21 protein-coding genes, 1 tRNA gene and 1 riboswitch are annotated in these 19,556 nt (G+C 73.5%); of the genes, 15 read left to right on the top strand and 7 right to left on the bottom strand.

What is annotated here, in order from left to right; all coding sequences use genetic code 11:
• Nucleotides 1–32: 32 nt before the first annotated feature.
• On the bottom strand, nucleotides 33–272 hold the full coding sequence (locus tag ACZ7LY_RS09170; RefSeq protein WP_471623894.1) for a chaplin: 240 nt from the start codon (nucleotides 270–272) through the stop codon (nucleotides 33–35).
• A gap of 349 nt (nucleotides 273–621) precedes the next feature.
• On the opposite strand from ACZ7LY_RS09170, the gene ACZ7LY_RS09165 reads away from it, so the two are divergent.
• The 8 genes from ACZ7LY_RS09165 (at nucleotide 622) to ACZ7LY_RS09130 (ending at nucleotide 10,026) form a co-directional block, all read left to right on the top strand.
• On the top strand, nucleotides 622–1,776 hold the full coding sequence (locus ACZ7LY_RS09165; protein ID WP_471623893.1) for a glycosyltransferase family 4 protein: 1,155 nt from the start codon (nucleotides 622–624) through the stop codon (nucleotides 1,774–1,776).
• Entirely contained in the window at nucleotides 1,773–3,236 is a 1,464-nt protein-coding gene (locus tag ACZ7LY_RS09160; RefSeq protein ID WP_471623892.1) for an exopolysaccharide biosynthesis polyprenyl glycosylphosphotransferase, read from the top strand. Before ACZ7LY_RS09165 ends, ACZ7LY_RS09160 begins: the two co-directional genes overlap by 4 nt.
• 76 nt (nucleotides 3,237–3,312) lie before the next feature.
• Nucleotides 3,313–4,638 carry an O-antigen ligase family protein gene (locus ACZ7LY_RS09155; RefSeq protein ID WP_471624152.1) on the top strand — a complete coding sequence of 442 codons (1,326 nt, stop codon included), beginning with the start codon at nucleotides 3,313–3,315 and terminating at the stop codon, nucleotides 4,636–4,638.
• A complete protein-coding gene (locus tag ACZ7LY_RS09150) occupies nucleotides 4,635–6,296 on the top strand; it encodes a lipid II flippase MurJ (RefSeq protein ID WP_471623891.1) in 1,662 nt (553 codons plus the stop codon). The genes ACZ7LY_RS09155 and ACZ7LY_RS09150 overlap by 4 nt, the downstream gene beginning before the upstream one ends.
• Before the next feature lie 70 nt (nucleotides 6,297–6,366).
• Nucleotides 6,367–7,068, top strand: coding sequence for a polysaccharide deacetylase family protein (locus ACZ7LY_RS09145; protein WP_471623890.1), 702 nt, complete (start codon nucleotides 6,367–6,369; stop codon nucleotides 7,066–7,068).
• Complete coding sequence (locus tag ACZ7LY_RS09140; protein ID WP_471623889.1) at nucleotides 7,065–8,207, top strand: glycosyltransferase; 1,143 nt, start codon at nucleotides 7,065–7,067, stop codon at nucleotides 8,205–8,207. The genes ACZ7LY_RS09145 and ACZ7LY_RS09140 overlap by 4 nt, the downstream gene beginning before the upstream one ends.
• Nucleotides 8,204–8,875, top strand: a complete 672-nt coding sequence (locus ACZ7LY_RS09135; RefSeq protein WP_471623888.1) for a YveK family protein — start codon at nucleotides 8,204–8,206, stop codon at nucleotides 8,873–8,875. The genes ACZ7LY_RS09140 and ACZ7LY_RS09135 overlap by 4 nt, the downstream gene beginning before the upstream one ends.
• Nucleotides 8,875–10,026 (top strand): GNAT family N-acetyltransferase, encoded by a 1,152-nt coding sequence (locus tag ACZ7LY_RS09130; RefSeq protein WP_471623887.1) that lies wholly within the window; start codon nucleotides 8,875–8,877, stop codon nucleotides 10,024–10,026. Before ACZ7LY_RS09135 ends, ACZ7LY_RS09130 begins: the two co-directional genes overlap by 1 nt.
• Before the next feature lie 34 nt (nucleotides 10,027–10,060).
• Here ACZ7LY_RS09130 and ACZ7LY_RS09125 read toward each other — a convergent pair whose 3' ends face one another.
• From ACZ7LY_RS09125 to ACZ7LY_RS09110, 4 genes are all read right to left on the bottom strand, one after another.
• Nucleotides 10,061–11,455 carry a glycoside hydrolase family 26 protein gene (locus ACZ7LY_RS09125; RefSeq protein ID WP_471623886.1) on the bottom strand — a complete coding sequence of 465 codons (1,395 nt, stop codon included), beginning with the start codon at nucleotides 11,453–11,455 and terminating at the stop codon, nucleotides 10,061–10,063.
• A gap of 424 nt (nucleotides 11,456–11,879) precedes the next feature.
• Nucleotides 11,880–12,608 (bottom strand): chaplin family protein, encoded by a 729-nt coding sequence (locus ACZ7LY_RS09120; RefSeq protein ID WP_471623885.1) that lies wholly within the window; start codon nucleotides 12,606–12,608, stop codon nucleotides 11,880–11,882.
• A 95-nt stretch (nucleotides 12,609–12,703) separates the two neighbouring features.
• Nucleotides 12,704–12,937, bottom strand: a complete 234-nt coding sequence (locus ACZ7LY_RS09115) for a chaplin (protein ID WP_471623884.1) — start codon at nucleotides 12,935–12,937, stop codon at nucleotides 12,704–12,706.
• Nucleotides 12,938–13,239: 302 nt separating this feature from the next.
• Nucleotides 13,240–13,650 (bottom strand): rodlin, encoded by a 411-nt coding sequence (locus tag ACZ7LY_RS09110; RefSeq protein WP_471623883.1) that lies wholly within the window; start codon nucleotides 13,648–13,650, stop codon nucleotides 13,240–13,242.
• A 261-nt stretch (nucleotides 13,651–13,911) separates the two neighbouring features.
• Here ACZ7LY_RS09110 and ACZ7LY_RS09105 point away from each other — a divergent pair, with 261 nt between their 5' ends.
• Nucleotides 13,912–14,322, top strand: coding sequence for a rodlin (locus ACZ7LY_RS09105; protein ID WP_471623882.1), 411 nt, complete (start codon nucleotides 13,912–13,914; stop codon nucleotides 14,320–14,322).
• Nucleotides 14,323–14,424: 102 nt separating this feature from the next.
• Here the strand turns inward: ACZ7LY_RS09105 and ACZ7LY_RS09100 are convergent, their stop codons facing one another.
• Complete coding sequence (locus ACZ7LY_RS09100) at nucleotides 14,425–14,622, bottom strand: hypothetical protein (protein WP_471623881.1); 198 nt, start codon at nucleotides 14,620–14,622, stop codon at nucleotides 14,425–14,427.
• Between the two features lie 290 nt (nucleotides 14,623–14,912).
• On the opposite strand from ACZ7LY_RS09100, the gene ACZ7LY_RS09095 reads away from it, so the two are divergent.
• Nucleotides 14,913–15,323 carry a rodlin gene (locus ACZ7LY_RS09095; protein WP_471623880.1) on the top strand — a complete coding sequence of 137 codons (411 nt, stop codon included), beginning with the start codon at nucleotides 14,913–14,915 and terminating at the stop codon, nucleotides 15,321–15,323.
• Between the two features lie 81 nt (nucleotides 15,324–15,404).
• On the opposite strand, the gene ACZ7LY_RS09090 is transcribed toward ACZ7LY_RS09095, so the two are convergent.
• The gene (locus ACZ7LY_RS09090; RefSeq protein WP_471623879.1) at nucleotides 15,405–15,686 is read right to left on the bottom strand and encodes a hypothetical protein; all 282 of its coding nucleotides are present in this window, start codon (nucleotides 15,684–15,686) and stop codon (nucleotides 15,405–15,407) included.
• A gap of 222 nt (nucleotides 15,687–15,908) precedes the next feature.
• Here ACZ7LY_RS09090 and ACZ7LY_RS09085 point away from each other — a divergent pair, with 222 nt between their 5' ends.
• From ACZ7LY_RS09085 to ACZ7LY_RS09065, 5 genes are all read left to right on the top strand, one after another.
• Nucleotides 15,909–16,082: a hypothetical protein gene (locus ACZ7LY_RS09085; protein ID WP_471623878.1), complete on the top strand. Its 174-nt coding sequence runs from the start codon at nucleotides 15,909–15,911 to the stop codon at nucleotides 16,080–16,082.
• Nucleotides 16,083–16,170: 88 nt separating this feature from the next.
• The gene (locus ACZ7LY_RS09080) at nucleotides 16,171–16,626 is read left to right on the top strand and encodes a tellurite resistance TerB family protein (protein WP_471623877.1); all 456 of its coding nucleotides are present in this window, start codon (nucleotides 16,171–16,173) and stop codon (nucleotides 16,624–16,626) included.
• A 74-nt stretch (nucleotides 16,627–16,700) separates the two neighbouring features.
• Nucleotides 16,701–16,774: transfer RNA gene (locus ACZ7LY_RS09075), tRNA-Met, on the top strand.
• Between the two features lie 202 nt (nucleotides 16,775–16,976).
• A complete protein-coding gene (locus tag ACZ7LY_RS09070; protein ID WP_471623876.1) occupies nucleotides 16,977–18,080 on the top strand; it encodes a PP2C family protein-serine/threonine phosphatase in 1,104 nt (367 codons plus the stop codon).
• Nucleotides 18,081–18,346: 266 nt separating this feature from the next.
• Nucleotides 18,347–18,482: riboswitch (cyclic di-AMP (ydaO/yuaA leader) on the top strand.
• An 11-nt stretch (nucleotides 18,483–18,493) separates the two neighbouring features.
• Nucleotides 18,494–19,546: a M23 family metallopeptidase gene (locus tag ACZ7LY_RS09065; RefSeq protein ID WP_471623875.1), complete on the top strand. Its 1,053-nt coding sequence runs from the start codon at nucleotides 18,494–18,496 to the stop codon at nucleotides 19,544–19,546.
• Nucleotides 19,547–19,556: the final 10 nt, after the last annotated feature.

The following is a 19,556-nucleotide window of genomic DNA, read 5'->3' as shown; positions in this document are numbered from 1 at the left end:
GAGGGGCGGCTGCGGAAGAGTCGTGCGGTGCGTCAGGAGTTGACGCAGGTGTTGCCGAACGCCGGGTTCAGCAGGCCGATCACGTTGACGGTGTTGCCGCAGACGTTGACCGGGATGTGGACCGGCACCTGGATGACGTTGCCGGAGCCGACGCCGGGGGAACCGACGGCGGCACCCTGCGCGCCGGCGTCGGCGCTGGCGATGCCGGCGGATCCGGCCATGGCGGCGGCGGCCACGGCGGAGAAGACGACAGCCTTCGCGGTACGCGACATGAACATGCTCCTTGGGTCTTTCGGTACGACCAGGACAGGCGCCTGGCTCGTGGTGCAACGGAAATGCCGGGCGCCAAGTTGCGGGTCCGAACGGGTGAATGAGTGTTAAGCCTTCGAATGACGTCGTAAGAATCACGTGCGCGCCGTGCGGCAATTTCACAAATCCAACACACATCGTGTATCAAGTGAAACTCGCTTTCTGGTCGCTATCGTGAAGCGCCCCTTGTCCAGGGCCGATCCCGCACCTGTCCCACCCGGAAAGTGCGATGTTCATATTTATTGCTCGGTGTCGCAGCGTTTCTGCTCCCTTTCGCAACCGCACCCCCTCCCACCAGCCAAGGAATGGGCGATGCATGTGACGTCCGCAGCCGTGCCCCCGCACGTTCTCCATGTGACGCAGCCGGTCGACGGGGGAGTGGCCCGCGTGGTGGCCGACCTCGTACGCGCCCAGGTCGCCGCCGGACTCCGGGTCTCCGTGGCCTGTCCCGAGGGCCCGCTCGCCGACCTGCTCACGCCTCTCGGCTGCGCCGTGCACCCCTGGCCCGCCGAACGCTCCCCGGGGCGCACGGTGCCGCGCGAGGCGCGCGCGCTCGCGCGCGTGCTGGCCCGCACCCGCCCCGACCTCGTGCACGCGCACAGTGCCAAGGCGGGCCTGGTCGCCCGGCTCGTGGTGCGGGGCCGCGTCCCGACCGTCTTCCAGCCGCACGCCTGGTCGTTCGAGGCCGTCGAGGGCCGCGCCGCCCGGCTCGCCCTCGCCTGGGAGCGGTTCGGGGCCCGCTGGGCGAGCCGCGTGGTCTGTGTCAGCCGCGCCGAACGTGACACCGGCCGCCGCCACGGCATCGAGGCCGACTGGCGGATCGTCCCCAACGGCGTCGACCTCACCCGCTTCAGCCCCGAGGGCCCGGCCGCGTCCGTACCCGCACCCGCACCCGCCGCCTCCGGGCCGCTCGTCGTGTGCGTGGGGCGGCTGTGCCGGCAGAAGGGACAGGACGTGCTGCTGCGCGCCTGGCCCGACGTACAGCGCCAGGTGCCCGGCGCCCGGCTCGTCCTCGTCGGCGACGGACCCGACGCCGACGCGCTGCGCGCCCTCGCCCCGCCCTCCGTCGTCCTCGCCGGCGCCACCCCGGACGCCGCGCCCTGGTACCGCGCCGCCGACCTCGTCGTACTGCCCTCGCGCTGGGAAGGCATAGCGCTCGCCCCGCTGGAGGCCATGGCCTGCGGCACGCCGGTGCTCGTCACCGATGTCGACGGCGCCCGCGAGAGCCTGCCGCCGGACCCCGGCCCGCGCTGTCTCGTGCCGCCCGAGGACCCCGCCGCCCTCGCCGGCGCCCTCGCGGCCCTGCTGGGCGACGCCGAGGAGCTGCGCGCCCTGGGCCGCCGGGCCCGTGAGCACGTGCGCGCGCACCACGACGTCGTCGGCACCGCCGAGGCCCTCGCCGCCGTCTACGGCGAGCTGCCGGCTCCGCAGTCCTCCGCCCCGTACAGAGAGCCGATCACCACGTGACCCCGGAACGAACCGTTGCCGTCGCCCGGGCCGGTGCCCCCGCGACGGTCGTCGCCCAGCGGGCCGCCGCCGGACGCGGCGGCCTCGTCGGCAGACCCGCACCGGACCACTCCTCGCACGCGTTCCTGCTCGCCGCCGACACCACCGCGGCGCTGCTGAGCACGGTCGCCCTGCCCCCGCTCCAGCGCCACCCGCTGCTGGTCATGGGGTTCGTCGTGCTCGTCCTGCTGCTGCACCGCAACGCCGGCCTGTACCGCCAGGCCGACGAGCCGTACGTCCTCGACGACTTCCCCGCGCTCGCCGGCCGCGTCCTCGTCGCCTGGTCGGTGCTGACCGCCGTCGCCGCGACCCTGCCCGGCCTGCGCCCCGTCCCCGCCGCGACGATCGCCACCGGCTGCGCCGCGCACGCCCTGCTCACCGTCGCCGGCCGCGCCCTCGTGCACTGGCGGCGCCGCGTCGCCCTGGTCCGCCACCCCTGTACGGCCCTGCTCGTCGGCCCGTACGCGCAGGCCGTCCCGGTCGCCGCCGCGCTCCAGCGCCACCCGCGCAGCGGGGTACGGCTCGTCGGCATCGTCAGCGACGCCGCCGACGCGCCCGACCCGGACGCCGAGGGGCCGCACCCCGAGGGCGCCGCCGCGCTGCCCGTCGTCACCGGCCTCGGCGACATGCGCCGCGCCGTCATCCAGAACGGCGTGCGCCGCGCCCTGCTGCTCGGCAGCGCCGGCGCGCCCGAACACCGCGCCCGGCTGCGCGCGCTCGCCGAACTGGACTGCGAGGTCTGGGAGATCGACCCGTACGGCGGTACGCACGTGCCCGAGCGGGAGAGCGCCGTGCGCCACCTCGCGGGCTTCCGGTGCCGCCCGCTGGCCGGGCCGCCGTTCGCCGTGCACCCGGGCAAGCGGGCCCTGGACCTCGTCCTTTCGGCGCTGCTGCTGGTGCTGGTCGCGCCGGTGCTCGCGGTGTGCGCGCTGTGGCTGCGCGTCGGCGAGGGGCCGGGCGTGGTCTTCCGCCAGGAGCGCGTCGGCAAGGACGGGCGGACGTTCACCCTGCTGAAGTTCCGCACCCACCGCCCCGCCGACCAGAAGGAGTCCGCGACGCGCTGGTCCGTCGCCGACGAGCAGCGCATGTCGTGGTTCTGCCGCTTCCTGCGCCGCACCTCCCTCGACGAACTGCTCCAGCTGTGGAACGTCTTCCGCGGCGACATGAGCCTGGTCGGGCCGCGCCCCGAACGCCCGTACTTCGTCATGCAGTTCAGCGAGACCTACCCCGGCTACGGCGACCGCCACCGGGTGCCCACCGGCATCACCGGGCTCGCCCAGATCAACGGGCTGCGCGGCGACACCTCCATCGAGGACCGCTGCCGGTTCGACAACGCCTACATCGACACCTGGACGCCGTGGCAGGACATCACGATCCTCGCGCGCACGGCGACCGGGTTCTTCCGCCCGACAGGAAGCTGACGCCTTGACGGTCCTGCCCGACCTCGCCGTCCCGTACGCCCACCGGGACCGCCCGGCCGACGCCTGCCTGCGCGCCCTGCGCCGGGCCGGGCCCGTGCTGCCCGTGCTCGCGCTGATCGCCGCGCTCGGCCTGCCCACCGGCGCGGGCGCGCAGGGCGGCGACGGCGGCGGCGGTACGGTGGCCGACGCCGTCTCCGGGCTCGTCGTCCTCTTCTGCGCGCTGCGGGTGGTGCGGCGCGGCGAGCGCCCCCTGACCCGGCTCGCGTACGCGGTCCTCGGGCTGCCCGCGTTCGCGGTGGCCGTCGCCGCGCTCGGCGCCGGATCGCCGGGCGACGCGATCCAGGGCCTGGTGCGCTATTACCAGATCCTCGTCCTCGTACCGGCCGCCGTGCTTCTCCTCGTCCGCGACCGGGACGACCTGCGGCGCCTCGCCTGGGGCCTGATCGGGCTCGGCCTGTGGCAGGGCGCGATCGGCGTCCAGCAGTACGCGACCGGGACCGGGGCCTCGTACGCGGGCGAGGACATCCGGGCCGTCGGCACGTTCGGCGCGACCGATGTGATGGGCATGTCCACGGTCGTCGCGTACGGGCTGATCTGCGCCGTCGCCCTCGCCCTCGGCGGTGCCACCCGCCGGGCGCGGACCGTCGCCCTGGTGTGCGCGCTCGCGCTCGTCGTGCCGCTCGCGCTGTCGTTCAGCCGGGGCGCCTGGATCGCCACCGCCGTCGTCTGCGTCCTCCAGGTCTGCTGCGCGGGTCTTCGCCGGGCGGCCCGGCTGTTCCTCGTGGCGGCGGCCGCCGCTGTCGTCCTCGTCGGCGGCTTCGGCGTCGGCTCCGCCATGCTCCAGGACCGGCTCAGCAGCATCACGCAGGTCACGGCCGCGCCGGACCAGTCCGTCACCGACCGGTACACGATGTGGGCGGCGGCCGGTGACATGTGGCGCGAGCACCCGGTGCGCGGCGTCGGCCTGAAGAACTTCCCCGCCTACCGCGACAGCCACGCCTCCCTCGCCCTGTCGTCGGGCAGCGACGTCGCGGGCGCGGGCGTCGCCTCCTTCCACCGCCAGCCGCTGCTGTCCCCGCACAACATGTACCTGCTCGTCCTCAGCGAACAGGGCCTGCTCGGGCTCACCGCCGTCGTCGGGAGCTGGGCCGCGCTCCTCGTGTGCGGCGGGCGGCGGCTGATCGGCGCGCACCGGGCGCGGCGCGGCCTGGACTGCGCGCTGCTCGCCTGCGGACTGCTCGTGTGGCAGCTCATCGACTTCGCGTACGCGGACATCGGCGGCCCCTCGACCGTGCTCACCGCCGTCGTGTTCGGCATCGTCGCCTGGTGGGCGCTGTCCCCCGCCGCCCGCCACGAGGGCGCCCGGGCCGAGGATGCCGGGACGGAGGCGGGAGCCCGATGACCGGCCCGACGACCCGCACCGAGGACGCCGACCCGGCCGGCGCCCCGCCGCTGCCGCCCGCGCCGCGGGCCGCCGGGACGGGCGCCGCCGAGCGGGACGCGCCGCGCAGCTCCAGCTCGTTCCTGGCCCGCGCCGCCCTGCTGACCGCGCTGCTGTCGGCCGCCGGTTCGCTCCTCGGCCTCGGCCGCGACCAGGCGCTCGCCCACCTGTTCGGGGCGGGCAGCGCGACCGACGCGTTCCTCGTCGCGTGGACCGTGCCCGAGGTCGCCGCGACCCTCCTCATCGAGGACGGCCTCGCCTTCATGCTGGTGCCCGCGTTCAGCGCCGCCATCGCCGCCCGGGCCACCGCCGCCCCCGGCCAGGACCCCGTACGCAGCCTCGTGGCGACGTCCCTGCCCCGGCTCGCCCTCGGCTTCGTCGCCGCCGCCGTCCTGCTCGTCCTCGGCGCGCCCTGGCTCGTCGAACTCCTCGCGCCAGGACTGCCCGACCCCCAGCTCGCCGTCGACTGCACCCGGCTCACCGCGACCTGCGTCCTCACCTTCGGGCTCACCGGGTACTGCAGCGCCGCGCTGCGCGCCCACAGCAGCTACCTCGCGCCAGCCGCGATCTACGTCGCCTACAACATCGGCATCATCGCCACCCTGCTCGTCCTCGCCGACCGCTGGGGCGTCCGGGCAGCCGCCGCCGGGGTCGCCGTCGGCGGCTGCCTCATGGTGCTGGTCCAACTGCCCGCGCTGCGCGCCCGGTTGCACCGCGCCGGGCAGGGCATCGCCGCCGGGACGAAGACCGCGCCCGGCGACCGGATGAACCTCGCGCTGATCGCGGCCGTGCTGCTGTTCGCGCTGTGCAGGCAGGCGCAGGTCTTCATCGAGCGGTTCCTCGCGTCCTCGCTGCCCTCGGGTGCCATCTCGCACCTCAACTACGCGCAGAAGGTCGCCCAGTTGCCGATGGTGCTGTCGCTGATGCTGTGCACGGTGACGTTCCCCGTCGTCGCCAAGGCGCTGGCCCGCGGCGACACCGAGCACGCCCGCGACCGCGTCGAACGCGACGTCGCCCTCGCCGCCTGCGTCGTCCTCGCGGGCGCCGCCGTCGTCTTCGCCTGCGCCCCGCAGATCGTACAACTCCTCTTCCAGCGCGGCGCGTTCACCGACGCCGACACCGCCGCCACCGCCTCCGTCATGCGCGTGTACTCCCTCGGCCTGCTCGGGCACTGCCTGGTCGGCGCGCTCGTGCGCTCCTACTTCTCGGCCGGCCGCCCCACCTGGTACCCGGTCGCGGCGATGGCCGCCGGGATGACCCTCACCGCGGGCGCCGGCACCTGGGCCGTCACCGTCTGGGGCGTCGGCGGCATCGCCGCGGCCAACGCCCTCGGCATCACCTTCACCGCCGTACTGCTGCTCGTCGCCATGGGCGAGCGCAGCGTCCCCGTACGCCTGCCCGTCGTGCTGCTCGAACTCGGCAAGACGCTCGTGGCAGCCCTCGTCGCCGCCCTCGCCGGGCTGCTGTGCGCGGCCCGCGTCGCCGAGCCGCTGACCGCCCTCGCCGCCTCCTGCACGGTCATCGTCGTCGTCTTCTGCTCCCTGCTGTGCGCCCTGAAAGTGCGGGCGTTCGCGCCCGCCGTCCGCGTCGTGACCAGAAAGCTCCGCCATGCCCGTTGAAACAGTGCGCCAAGGTCCGCCCGGCCCCCGCACCCGTGGCCGTCCGCCCGGGGGCCTGCCCTGGGTGGCGATGTACCACTCCGTCGACACCTGCCCCGACGACCCGTACAACGTGACCGTCACCCCCGACCGGCTGCGCCAGCAGCTCGGCTGGCTGCGCTCGCGCGGGCTGCGCGGCGTCAGCATGGCCCGCCTCCTCGACGCGCGCAGGCGCGGCGGCGGGCGCGGCCTGGTCGGCCTCACCTTCGACGACGGCTACGGCGACTTCGTCGAGCACGCGCTGCCCTTACTCGAGGCGTACGACTGCACGGCCACCGTGTTCGTGCTGCCCGGCCGGCTCGGCGGGGAGAACGCCTGGGACCGCGAGGGGCCGCGCAAGCCGCTGCTGAGCGCCCAGGGCATCAAGGCCGCCGCCGACGCCGGCATGGAGATCGGCTCGCACGGCATGTACCACGTCGACCTGACCCGCGTCGACGAACAGCAGCTCCGTACCGAGACCGAACGCAGCAAGGCCGAGCTGGAGGAGCTGATCGGCCGCGAGGTGCAGGGCTTCTGCTACCCCTACGGCGCCGTCGACTCCCGCACCGTCGCCGCCGTGCGCCGCGCCCGCTACGCGTACGGCTGCGCGATCTCCCCCGGCGGCCTCACCGACGTGTACGCCCTGCCCCGCATCTACGTCGGCCAGCGCGACACGCCCTGGCGCCTGGAACTCAAGCGGCGCTTCAACCGCGTACGAAGACGCGCCTGGCACGTCGGGGAGGCCCCCCGGTGAAGGCCCTGCACATCATCACCGGGCTCGGCGCGGGCGGTGCCGAGCAGCAACTGCGCCTCCTGCTGCGCCACTTGCCGCCCGGCCACGACGTGCTGACGCTGACCAACCCCGGCCAGGTCGCCACCGCCCTCACCGGCGACGGCGTGCGCGTCACCCACCTCGGCATGGCCGGCAACCGCGACGCCCGCGCGCTGCCCCGCCTGGTCCGGCACATCCGCGCGGGCCGCTACGACCTCGTGCACACCCATCTGTACCGGGCGTGCCTGTACGGGCGCCTCGCGGCCCGCGCGGCGGGCGTGCGCGCGGTCGTCGCCACCGAGCACTCGCTCGGCGACGCCCAGATCGAGGGCCGCCCCCTCACCCGGGGCGTGCGCGCCCTGTATCTGACCGGGGAACGGCTCGGCCGCGCCACCATCGCCGTCTCCCCGGCGGTCGCCGACCGGCTGAGCCGCTGGGGCGTGCCCGAGCAGCGGGTGCACGTCGTGCCGAACGGCGTGGACGTCGACGCGTTCGCCTTCGACCCGGCCGCCCGCGCCCGCGCCCGCCGCGAACTCGGCATCGACGAAGGCGAGTTCGTCGTCGGCGGCGTCGGCCGGCTCGTCCCCGGCAAGCGCTTCGACGTCCTGGTCGAGGCGCTCGCCGCGCTGCCCGGCGTCCGCCTGCTGCTCGTCGGCACCGGACCCGAACAGGACGCCCTGCGCGCCGCCGCCCGCCGCGCCGGGGTGCTGCCCCGCGTGGTGTTCGCCGGGGAGCGGCCCCATCTGGCGGGCCCGGGCACGGCGGCCGGACCCGACCTGCCCGCCCTGATGTCCGCGATGGACGTGCTGGCCTCGCCCTCCACCGACGAGGCGTTCGGCCTCGCCGTCGTGGAGGCCCTGGCCTGCGGCCTGCCCGTCGCCTACGTGACCTGCCCCGCCCTCGACGACCTGCCCGGCGGTCCGGACGGCCGGGCGGCGCGTGTCCCGTGCGCGCCCGGCTCGTTCGTCTCGCAGGTCCGAAGAATCCAGGACGCCCCGGCCGGCCCCCGCACGCCGTCCCCGGCCGCCCTGCACTACAGCATCGCCCGCAGCGCGGCTCAGCACCTGACGGTGTACGCGGCGGCCATGGGCGCATCGACCCGAGGAGTGAGTACGTCATGACCGAAGCCGCCCAGCACACCGCCCCGCACCCCGACACCCCCGCCCGCGCCGGGCACGCCGCCCCCGCGCCGGCCGGCCGCGCCCGCCGCCTGCCCCGCTGGTGGCCGCTGCCCGCGGGCCTGCTGCTCGGCGCCCTCGCGGGCGGCACGTACGGCGTCGTCACCCCCGCCCAGTACACGGCCACCGCCTACGTCATCGCCGTCCCCACCGCCAAGGCCGACCCCATGTCCGCCGTCGGCTTCGCGCAGGCGTACGGCAAGGTCGCCACGCAGGTCGCCGTGCTCAGCGACGCCCAGGTGGCCGCCCGGGTGCCCGTCTCCCGGCTGCGCTCCGACGTCCGCGCCGAGACCTCGCCCGACGCCCCGATGGTGGCGATCTCCGCGAACTCCACCAAGCCCGCCGAGGCCACCGAGATGGCCAACGCCGTCGCCCGCGCGCTCACCGCGAACGCCGCCCACGCCAAGGCCGACACCCACGTCGAACTCCTCCGCTTCACCCGCGCCGTCCGCCCCGACGCGCCCTCCTCGCCGTCCGCCGGGCTCACCGCCCTCGTCGGCGCCAGCGCGGGCGGACTGCTCGGCGCGCTCGCCCTGCTGCTGCGCCCGCGCCGCGCACAGGCCCCCGCCGGCGCCTCCGTGGCCGCGCCGCAGCCCCGGAGCGGCGCCTGATGGCGGGCGGCGCCCCGGCGCTCACGGTCGAGGTGTGCGCGGACGCGGACCGCTTCGGCGCCCTCGCGGACGGCTGGCACCGGCTGCACCGGGCGTCCCCGACCGCCACCCCGTTCCAGAGCCACGCCTGGCTGCACTCCTGGTGGCTGAGTTACGGCGGCCCGCGCGGACTGCGCGTCGTCACCGTGCGCGCGGGCGACCGGCTCGTCGGGGCGGCGCCGCTCATGCTGCGGCTGCGCCCGTTCCCCGTGCTGACCCCGCTGGGCGCCGCCCTCTCCGACTTCAGCGACGTCCTCGTCGACGGCGGCCCCGGCGCCGACCCCGAGCCCGTCCTCGCCGCGCTCGGCACCGGCCTGTGGCGGCTCGCCCGTACCGCCGTCGTCGACCTGCGCGAGGTTCGGCCCGGCAGCACCGCGGAACTCCTGTACGAGCGCTGGCCCGGCCCGCGCCGGCGCCTGGACGACTCGCCGTGCCTGGAACTGCCCGCGCTGCCCATGGACGAACTCGTCGCACGGCTGCCCCGGCCGCGCGCCCAGCGGGCCCGCGCCAAGATGCGCAAGCTCGACGCCCTCGGCATCGAACGCCGGGTGGTGCCCCCCGCCCAGGCCGCCGAGTGCGTCGGCCGCCTCCTCGACCTGCACCGCCTGCAATGGGCGGACCGCAAGGTGACGACGGAGCATCTGCGGCCCCGGTTCGCGGAGCATCTGGCGCGGTCGGTGACGCGGATGGCGCAGACCGGCGACGCGGTGCTCACCGAGTTCGCCCTCGACGGCACGGTGATGGCCGCCGACCTCACGTTCCTCTCGCCCCGGCTGGCCGGCGGCTACCTCTACGGCGCCCATCCCGACCTGCGCGAACGCAAGATCGACGTGGCGACCATGCTGCTGCGCTCGTGCGCCGAGCACCTCCAGGGCGAGGGCGAGGGCGGCGAGGCCGGTGGCGGGCGCCGGGACGCCGTGCTCAGCCTGCTGCGCGGCACCGAACCGTACAAGCTGCACTGGCGGCCCGAACACCTGCGCAACCAGCGCCTGTTGCTCGCCCGCCGCGCCGGCGCCCCGCAGCTCGCTGCCCTGCTCGCCGAGGACCGCGCCCGTACGTGGGCGAAGGCCGCCCGCCGCACATGGCGGGAGCGCGGCACCGGCCCGGAGTGACCCGGGCGGGCGCCGCGCTCCTCGCGCGCGCGTCCTAGGACTTGCGCTCCCACCAGTCGAACCGCAGGCACAGCTTGCCGCCGAGCCAGTGCTCGACCCAGTCGCCGAGGTCGATCGGCGAGCAGTGCGGCGGATGCGTCGGCTGCGGCTGCACCGGCGTCGTCGGCACCGACGGGTTCGTGGGCGTCGTCGGCGTCGGCGTCGGGCTTGTGGGCTGGGTCGGTGTCGGGGTGCCCGTCGGCTTGTCCCGCCCGCTGAGCACGGACCGGTAGACCGCGGACGCCTTCGGGTTCGCCGAGCACTGCCACACGCCGTGCGGGCAGTAGTCGGTCAGCGTGTTGTACAGCGGCTTGTGCTCATCCATCCAGGCGAGCATGCGCCGCATGTACTCGGGGTTGTCGCCGTTACGGAACAGCCCCCACTCGGGGTACGAGATCGGCTTGTCGTGCTGCACGGCGAAGTCGACCTGCTCCTGAAGCCCGTACGGCTCGGAGACCTGCTGGTCGAACGACTTGCCCTGCGGCTGGTCGTAGGAGTCCATGCCGATGATGTCGACGACGTCGTCACCGGGGTAGCAGTCCGTCCACGGCACGGCGTCGCGGCCCCGGCTCGGCGCGAAGTCGAACTTGAACTTCTGGCCGGGCACCGAGCGCATCGCCGTGACGATCCGCTTCCAGTACTGCTTCCACGCGGCCGGGTCGGGCCCGCAGCGGTGGGTGTACGTCGTGCCGTTCATCTCCCAGCCGAGCACGATCACCGTGTCCGGGACGTCCAGCCGTACGAGCCGCTGGGCGAGCGCCCGGAAGTGCCGGTCGTACATGCCCGCCGCGCCCTGCCGCAGCAGCATGCGGACCTGGGGGTCGGAGACGCCCGCCTCGTTGCGCTCCAGCATCGGCACGTTGAGGACGAACATGCGGTCGTCGCGCTCGCGCCGCCACTGCGCCCAGTTGCCGAGGAAACCGGCGCTGCCCTCGATGCCGAGCCAACTGTCACCGGGGAGATAGGTGTGCCCGACGCGCAGGTCGGCGCCGCCGAGCCACTGCGAGAGCTGGCCCATCCGGGTCACGCCGATGGGCCCGTAGTCCAGGTACGCGCCGAACGCCGGGTACCGGGTGGCGGGCGAGGCCGAACCGGACGGCGAGGGGCTCGCCGAGGGCGCCGGGGTCGAGGCGCCCGGGGACGCGGACGCCGACGTGGACGGTGGGGCAGGGACCGCGGGCTTCGCGGCCGGCGGCGCGGGGGTGGTGGGTGGTGTGGGGGCGGGGGTCGCCGGCGGCGGGGGTGGTGCCGCCGGGGTGGGATCGGCGCGCGGGCTCGCGTCCGCGTGCTCGACGGTGACGGGGCCGGTCGCAAGCAGCGCCGTGACCAGCAGACCCGTCACGATCAGTGGAAGTCGCCTACGCCTTGTCCAACGGCTTTGTCTGGCCATGCCTGCTCCTCAGAACCGCTCGTACCGCACTCGCTCCATTTCTGACACTCAGTCATATGAATGGTTATGGCGCCAATCGGGGACCGCCCGTCGGCCCACGCCCCCTCACCCTCACGGGTTAATTCCCGTCCGGCGGGCGTGTGCTGACGGTAAATGGCTTCCCGGCGGGGACGCGGATACGCGAAAGCCCGCGACCTCGTTGGAGTGATGTCGCGGGCGAACGGGTGAAGAGGGGGCGGCCGGGGGCGCGGCCGGTGGTGCACTGGGAGAGTCATCGGAAGGCGGCGCCGCCTCCCGTCCAGCCGTCGGCTCACGCCGTGGGGAGGCGACCGGCGCGGCGTCCTTTGAGGGCCGGGAGGAGTCCGCCGCGACTCCTCCCGGCCCGACGCGTGTCCGCGCCCCCCGCCGCCGGGCTGACGGTTCCTCAGCGGCCGGAGCCGGACGCCCTGCGGTAGAGGATGCCGCCGCCGAGGAGCAGGCCACCGGCGGCGGCCGCCGCAGCGAGCAGGTTCTGGTCCGCGCCGGTCTCGGCGAGCCGCGCGCGCGTTCCCGTCACCGGAGCGCTGTGCGCGCCGCTCGTGCCGGGCGCGGCCTGCGCGGGGACGGTCCGGTGCGTCGCGGAGATCGCCCGGTCGCCGGGCGGGGTGCGGGGGCTCGACCCCGTGGACGAGGACGCCTCGCTGCCGCCCGCGTGCGGCGCGCCCGGACCGGAGTCGCCGTAGCCGTATCCGTTGTCGTCCCCGTAACCGGAGTCCCCGTAACCGGAGTCCCCGTACCCGGAGTCGCCGTATCCGGAATCCCCGTACCCGGAGTCGCCGTATCCGGAATCGCCGTATCCGGAGTGGCCGTGGCCGCCGTCCCCGTACCCCGCGTGGGCCGGGGTGTGGGGGGTGCCCGTGGCCGTGGACGAGGAGGTCGTGGCGCAGGAGTTGCCGGTCGACGGGTTCGCGGCGGCGACGCCGTCGACGGTGTTGCCGCACACCTCGACCGGGACCGAGACCGGGACCGCGACCGAGTTGCCCGAGAGGATGCCCGCCGAACCGGTCGTCGTCTCCTGATCGCCCGTCAGGGCGTAGGCGCCGGCCGCCGGCAGGGACAGCACGCCCGTCGCCGCCGCGGCCGCCGCCACCGTGATCCTCAGTGCCTGCCTCAATGGGTTTCCTTTCCTGCGTCGCGTGACATGGGCGGCCGGCCCCGGCACCCGAAGGTGTCCAGGGCCGGCCGAGGAGCGTGGAGCGACCGCGTGTGTCAGCTGTTGACGCAGGTGTTGCCGAACGCGGGGTTCAGGGCGCCGATGACGTCGACGGTGTTGCCGCAGAGGTTGATCGGGACGTGGACCGGAACCTGGAGCAGGTTGCCGGACAGGACGCCCGGGGAGCCCACGGCCGCACCCTCCGCGCCGGCGTCGGCGAACGCCGGGGCCGCCATGCCGAGGGCGATGACGGTGCCGGCCACGATCGTGGCGCTCTTCTTGAAGGACATTCTTCTCTCCTTTTTTCCTGAGGATCGGAAACCGGGCACTCCGACCGGACGACGGATTTCGCGGGTCGGCGCCACGCCTGGAAAACGAGACGCACGACGCATAAGAAACGTCATACGGAACACGGTCCGCCCAGATTCACTCGGTTGAAGCCGAATGCGACATCAGGGACATCGCAGGAAGCCGCGCGGGGAGGCATGGCGGAGAGCGCACGGGCCCGTAAAAGGGTTCGGGCGCGGAAAAAGGGCTCGGGCCGCCCGCCCCCGAGGGGACGGACGGCCCGAGCCGGTGTACCGCTGAGTGATCAGCCGTTGCCCGCGCCGTTGCCGGACAGGACCGGGATGTTGCTGAGGATGTGCGAGAGCGGCTCGTCGCCCTTGGCCTGCGTCGAGTTCTCGGTGCACTGCTGGTTCTGCGGCGCCGAGAGGATCGGGATGTCCTGGACGGCGACCGGCACGACGCCGACCAGCGAACCGACGTTGGCCTTGGCCGGCAGGCCGATGCAGGGCTTGTTCAGCGAACCCTGGACCAGGCCGAGCTGCGGGCTCATGTCGCCTTCGGTCATCGAGTTGCCGAAGGCCTGCTGCGCGCCGTTGCCGCTGTTGGACGTGGTGCCCTGGTCGTTGCCGATGGCGAGGGCCGGGGAAGCGGCGGCGGCGGTGACGCCGACGACGGACACGGCGACCGCGGCTGCGGCCATAGCCTTCTTGAGCATTTTTGATTCCTTATCTGACAGGCACCGGTTGCTGCACCCGGGACAACAGGTCGACCGCGGAGATAGTTGCGCGGATTCACCCGAACGGCCCGGTTTCCAGCATCGGTTCGAGTGAGAGAGAAGATGTTCGGAAGGCCGAGAAGTCTGATTATCGCCACGGAAAGGTTCGTACACAGCCCCGTCCGGGTGAACGGGAGCAACCGATGCCGCCGAACGCAGTTGATCCGGGTGCTCGCACCAGCAAATGAAGGGGAAAAACCCATGATGAAGAAGGCTGTGGCCGCCGCGGCTGCCACCGTTTCTCTCGTCGGTATCGCGGCGGCGGCGGCTCCGCAGGCCATGGCGATCGGGAACGAGACGGGCACCACGTCCAACAGTGGCAACGGCGCCTCGCAGGCGTACGGCAACTCGGCCACGTACGGCAACATGAGCCCGCAGATGGCGCTCATCCAGGGCTCGCTGAACAAGCCCTGCATCGGCCTGCCCGCCAAGGTCAACGCCGGTTCGCTGGTCGGCGTCGTGCCGATCGCGGTCCAGGACGTCCCGATCCTGTCGGCCCCGCAGAACCAGCAGTGCGTGGAGAACTCGACGCAGGCGAAGGGCGACGAGCCGCTCTCGCACATCCTCGACAACATCCCGGTTCTCTCGGGCAACGGTGCCGCCAACAACTGAGCACCTGCCACACCGTTCGGGCCGCCGCCCATACCGGCGGCCCGAATTTTTTGTGCCTTTTTCCGGCGCCCGAATCAGGGAGCGCGGATCAAGCAGTACGCATCAGAGGGTGCGGGGCCAGATGTCGCGGGTGGCGATGGCGTGCCATTCCTTGTCGTAGCGGCCGGGAACGGTCTTTCCCTCGGCCTCCCGGCGCGCGACGAGTTTGTCGTACAGCGGGGTGTCGGTCGGGTTTTCCGGGGCCGTTCTGCTCGACGGGATGAGGGCCCGGCGTTTCCAGCGGGCGTGCGGACCTTCCATGACGTTCGCCTTTTGTCGTCCGGCGGTTTCCCCGTCTCCTACCGCGCCGGCGAGTGGCGTCAATCCGACTATGCGGCAAAAGGGTTACCGCATGCTCCGTCCGCGTCGCCGTACGGGAATTCACCACGGGGGCGTACGGGGGCGTACGGGAGGTTTTCCGGGGGCGTGCGGGGCGCGTGTCTTTCGGGCGATGAGCCGAACGGGTTTCGGACCGCAACCGGTACACGGCGTGGGAAGTTGATCCTCGCGTAGCTCCGTTTTCGCAACGCATTGCATCGAAGGGAAAACCCATGAAGAAGAAGCTGTGGGCGACCGCGACCATCGCCGCCTCCGTCGCCGGGCTCTCCGCGGTGGCCGCCCCGCAGGCGCTGGCCATCGGCGATGAGACCGGTACGACCTCCAACAGCGGCAACGGGGCGCAGCAGGCGTACGGCAACTCCGAGACCCACGGCGACATGAGCCCGCAGCTCGGCCTGGTCCAGGGCTCGCTGAACAAGCCGTGTGTCGGCCTGCCGGCGAAGGCGAACGTGGGCTCGCTCGTCGGCCTGGTGCCGGTCGCGGTCCAGGACGTCCCGATCCTGTCGGCGCCGCAGAACCAGCAGTGCGTGGAGAACTCGACGCAGGCCAAGGGCGACGAGCCGCTGTCGCACCTCCTGAACGACATCCCGGTCCTGTCCGGGAACGGTGTCGCCAACCACTGAGGCGCCGGTTCCAGCACGATGGCGGTGACCCCCGGCCGGGGGTCACCGCCATCGTCGTGTGCGGGCGCGGTTTGTTCGTGGTTACTGGACCGAGGGCAGGGCGTTGGTGACGGGGGCGACCAGGTCGGTGGCCTGGTGCAGCTCGCTCAGCCGGTTCAGGCCGGAGAGCTGCGCGGTGGTGCTGGGCATCTGGGCGCGCTGGTCCGCGGGGACGGCGAGCGTGGAGACCGAGTCGATCGTCTCCATCGGGGAGATGGGCTTGCCGTCGAGGAGCGGGGCGGCCTGCGCGGCGGGCGCGGCGAGGGCCGAGGTGCCGGCGGCGAGCAGCAGGGCGGCGGTCAGGGCGCGTCGAGTGGAGATCATGCCGTGTCAACGAGCGGGGCCGGGCAACCGATACGGAGGACGGCCGAGCCCCACTCGTCAGGTCTACCCGGCGAACCGGCGTGCCGCGGGCACGCCACGGACCGGTGAATTGCCCCGGCGGCGGGGGCGGTCGGTGCCATCGTGGAGGGGCGCGGCCCCGCGCGGTGCGGTGAGGGGACGCGCGCGACCAGGACTGTTCACCGGGCGACCTTGGACGATCACATGGACGACAGGTGGCTGGGGCGCGAGGAGCGCGACGAGTACGTCAGCGGAGTGCGCTTCGAGGTGCCCGACGACTTCTGGCTCTGCGCGCCGGCGCGCGACGAACACGGGGAGGGGGAGTGCCCCTGGTGCGCCTCGCTCGGCGGCGCGGCCCCGGCGCCGCCCCCCGAGTGAGTGTGCGAGGACGGCCCCCGGAACTTCCGCGCCCCGCCCGTAGTTTCTACATCGCTGTAGAAACCGAACGGCGAGGAGTGAGTGACGTATGGCCCTGTGGGACCGCATCAAGGAGTCCGCGTCCACGATGCAGACGCAGCTCGTGGCGAAGAAGAACGACCTGAAGTCCGGGGCGTTCCGGGACGCCTCCATGGCGATGTGCGCCCTGGTCGCCGCCGCCGACGGCACGGTCGACCCGGCCGAGCGGCGCCGCGTCGCGCAGCTGATCACGAGCAACGAGGTGCTCCAGAACTTCCCCGGCGACGACCTCCAGCGGCGCTTCGAGGCCAACCTCGACAAGCTCGTCGCCGACTTCGACTTCGGCAAGGTCACCGTCCTCCAGGAGATCGCCAAGGCGAAGAAGAAGGAGAACGAGGCGCGGGCCGTCATCCAGATCGGCATCGTCATCGGCGGCGCCGACGGCGACTTCGACGCCACCGAGCGGGCCGTCGTGCGCGAGGCGTGCCTGATGCTGGGCCTCGCGCCGCACGAGTTCGACCTGTAGGACCCGCCCCGCGCGGGCCGCGCGGGAACCGATTGGCTTTCTGCTCCCCACATGCGTACTGTTGGGTTCACCGACGCGGGGTGGAGCAGCTCGGTAGCTCGCTGGGCTCATAACCCAGAGGTCGCAGGTTCAAATCCTGTCCCCGCTACTGAAGGACCGGGCCGGAATCCGATGAGGATTCCGGCCCGGTCTCTTTTCTGTCTCCGGCCCTCTCGCCGAGGCCCGTCGCCCTCGTCCGGCCCAGGCCCCCGCTCACCCGTACGGGTCACAGCGGTCGCCGGTGCGGGCGCGCGCGGGAACCCTTGGTGAGACGCCAAGAACCAGGCGCTGGACGCGGCAGGAGACGAGCGGTGGGGCAGCGAGGAGGACGGCACGCACACGCGTCGGAGGACCACACCACGCGTGCCTTCCTGCGGCTCCTGCCGGTCCTGCTGATCGCGGGCGGCGCGCTGTACGAGTACACGACCCCCGCCGGATTCGCGGGCTCGCCCCTGTTCAGCGCGGCGCCGCTGGTCGTCGCGCCGTTCTTCTCGCTGGGGGCGACCATCCTCGCGGGCGTCACGTCCATCGCCGCGATCTTCGCCGTGCACCTGCGGTTCTCCGCGCTGTTCGACACGGACGTCTACACGGAGATGGCGACCGTGGCGACCGTGTGTGTGCTGGCCTGCCTCATCAACAGGATCGTGCGCCGGGGCAGCGAGCAGCTCGCGTCCGCCCGCCGGATCGCGGAGGCGGCGCAACTCGCGGTGTTGCCGGAGCCGGCGGGGCGGATCGGGGGCCTCGCCATCGCCGCGCGGTACGAGGCGGCCCAGGCGGGCGCGTTCATCGGCGGCGACCTCTACGCCGTACAGGACACGCCGCACGGGGTCCGGATCATCGTCGGGGACGTGCGGGGCAAGGGCATGGGCGCGGTCGCCGCCGTCGCCGTCGTCATCGGGGCGTTCCGGGAGGCGGCCGAGCAGGAGGGCACCCTGGAGGCGGTCGCCCAGCGCCTGGAGCGGGCGCTGGCCCGGGAGGGCGTCAGACGCCGGGGCATCGACGACTTCGAGGGGTTCACGACGGCCGTCCTCGCCGAGTTCCCGCCGGGCGCGGCCCGGGTCCGCGTCCTCAACCGGGGGCACCCCGAGCCCATCGTCCTGCACGGCGACGGCACCGTACGGGTCGTCGGACCGGACGAGGCGGCGCTCCCGCTCGGCATGAGCGAACTGGGCACCTGGCCCGACCACGCCACCGAGGCCGACTTCCCGCCCGCCGCCACACTCCTGCTGTACACCGACGGGCTGTCCGAGGCGCGGGACGCGCGCGGCGTCTTCTACGACCCCGCCGCCCGGCTCGCAGGACGCGTCTTCCCCGGCCCCGACCATCTGCTCGCCACGCTCGTGGAAGAGGTCCGCGAGCACACCGGGGGCGGCGCGAGCGACGACATGGCGCTGCTCGCCGTACGCCGGCCCTGATGCCCGACTCGGTGGGCCCGGGCCAGGGTGACAGGGGGTGACCGGGCGACGCCTCACCGCATAACAATTGACACTCCGTCAGTTCCATGTGAAGGGCCGGTGCGCGGTGACGTACGGTCAACTCGCCCGTATCCGCCCACGCGTGCCCCGATAAGTCCTGGCCAGAGTCGTGAACGATCAGTGGGAACGGCTTGGAATTACTGTCGGCTGTCTATTAACGTTCGATAACGCAGCGCGGTCGTCCCAGCCGTCACCAGAGACGGCTCCGCGCGCACGCGCTTAATCCCGCAAGGGAGCCGGGGAACCACCAACTTGGGGTGAATCGGGCATCCACGATGCCGGTAGGAGACCTTCCTGCTCCGAACCCGTCAGCTAACCCGGTAGGCGAGAAGGAAGGAAAGGAGCGCGCCCCCGTGGCGTCCAACCGGCCTGCCCCCGAGTTCTCCTACCCGCCGAGCGACGACGAACTCGGCGCCCCCCGCGAGAGCTGGGAGGAGTGGAACCCCACCGAGGAGAGCGTCCGCCCCGTCCGCGGCCGGCACCGCGTGGCCCGCCAGCGCGGCGGCCTCGCCCGTAGTTCCACGGTCCTCGGCGTCGGCGTCATCGCCGCCGTCGGCGCGGGCGGCATCGCCACCGCGCAGGGCGGCAAGCCCGCCGTCCGGATATCCATGCCCGACCTGAGCGCCGTCAAGGACTCGCTGCCCGAGGCCAAGTCGCTGCCCGGCGTCGGCGCCCTCATCTCCCACGACTCCGGCGACGACACAGCCCCGGCAGGCGCCGAAGCCGCCCCGCTCACCGCGATGAGCGGGGGCGCCCAGGGCGACGCGGGCGAGGCCCTGCGCGCCCGCATCATGCAGCAGGCCGAGACGCAGCAGGACGCCGCCGACAGCGCCGCCCAGCGCGCCGCCGAGGAGGCCGCCGCGAAGAAGGCCGCCGAAGAGGCCGCCCAGAAGAAGGAGGCGGCCGACAAGAAGGCCGCCGACGCGAAGGAGAAGGCCGAGGCGAAGGCCAAGGAGGAGGCCCGCCGCAAGGCCGAGGCCGAGCGTCTCGCCAAGCTCGCCAAGAGCTTCCGCCTCCCCGTCGCCTCGTACACGCTCACCGGCACCTTCGGGCAGCCCGGCGCCATGTGGTCCTCCGGCTACCACACGGGCCTGGACTTCGCCGCCTCCACCGGTACCCCGATCATGGCCATCCACTCCGGCACCATCACGGAGGCCGGCTGGGCGGGCGCGTACGGCTACCGCACGGTCCTCACCCTCGACGACGGCACCGAGCTGTGGTTCTGCCACCAGTCCTCGATGAACGTCAGCGTCGGCCAGAAGGTCAGCACCGGCGACGTCATCGGCCGCGTCGGCGCCACGGGCAACGTGACCGGCGCCCACCTCCACCTGGAGGTGCACCCCGGCGGGCAGGCCACCGGCATCGACCCGGCGGCCTGGCTGCGCGGCAAGGGCCTCACGCTCTGACGGTCCCGGA

This window comes from Streptomyces sp. NPDC107550 (assembly GCF_055639095.1).
The sequence above is the reverse complement of the archived record's forward strand: the minus strand, read 5'-3'. Positions and strand labels throughout refer to the sequence as shown.

What these genes read in the sequence shown, in the direction of transcription:
- ACZ7LY_RS09165 (WP_471623893.1), top strand. Translation starts at nt 622, where the DNA reads ATGCATGTGACGTCCGCAGCCGTGCCCCCGCACGTTCTCCATGTGACG.
- ACZ7LY_RS09105 (WP_471623882.1), top strand. Translation starts at nt 13,912, where the DNA reads ATGATGAAGAAGGCTGTGGCCGCCGCGGCTGCCACCGTTTCTCTCGTC.
- ACZ7LY_RS09080 (WP_471623877.1), top strand. Translation starts at nt 16,171, where the DNA reads ATGGCCCTGTGGGACCGCATCAAGGAGTCCGCGTCCACGATGCAGACG.
- ACZ7LY_RS09095 (WP_471623880.1), top strand. Translation starts at nt 14,913, where the DNA reads ATGAAGAAGAAGCTGTGGGCGACCGCGACCATCGCCGCCTCCGTCGCC.
- ACZ7LY_RS09115 (WP_471623884.1), bottom strand. Translation starts at nt 12,937, where the DNA reads ATGTCCTTCAAGAAGAGCGCCACGATCGTGGCCGGCACCGTCATCGCC.
- ACZ7LY_RS09145 (WP_471623890.1), top strand. Translation starts at nt 6,367, where the DNA reads ATGTACCACTCCGTCGACACCTGCCCCGACGACCCGTACAACGTGACC.
- ACZ7LY_RS09130 (WP_471623887.1), top strand. Translation starts at nt 8,875, where the DNA reads ATGGCGGGCGGCGCCCCGGCGCTCACGGTCGAGGTGTGCGCGGACGCG.
- ACZ7LY_RS09150 (WP_471623891.1), top strand. Translation starts at nt 4,635, where the DNA reads ATGACCGGCCCGACGACCCGCACCGAGGACGCCGACCCGGCCGGCGCC.
- ACZ7LY_RS09125 (WP_471623886.1), bottom strand. Translation starts at nt 11,455, where the DNA reads ATGGCCAGACAAAGCCGTTGGACAAGGCGTAGGCGACTTCCACTGATC.
- ACZ7LY_RS09100 (WP_471623881.1), bottom strand. Translation starts at nt 14,622, where the DNA reads ATGGAAGGTCCGCACGCCCGCTGGAAACGCCGGGCCCTCATCCCGTCG.
- ACZ7LY_RS09170 (WP_471623894.1), bottom strand. Translation starts at nt 272, where the DNA reads ATGTCGCGTACCGCGAAGGCTGTCGTCTTCTCCGCCGTGGCCGCCGCC.
- ACZ7LY_RS09085 (WP_471623878.1), top strand. Translation starts at nt 15,909, where the DNA reads ATGGACGACAGGTGGCTGGGGCGCGAGGAGCGCGACGAGTACGTCAGC.
- ACZ7LY_RS09110 (WP_471623883.1), bottom strand. Translation starts at nt 13,650, where the DNA reads ATGCTCAAGAAGGCTATGGCCGCAGCCGCGGTCGCCGTGTCCGTCGTC.
- ACZ7LY_RS09135 (WP_471623888.1), top strand. Translation starts at nt 8,204, where the DNA reads ATGACCGAAGCCGCCCAGCACACCGCCCCGCACCCCGACACCCCCGCC.
- ACZ7LY_RS09090 (WP_471623879.1), bottom strand. Translation starts at nt 15,686, where the DNA reads ATGATCTCCACTCGACGCGCCCTGACCGCCGCCCTGCTGCTCGCCGCC.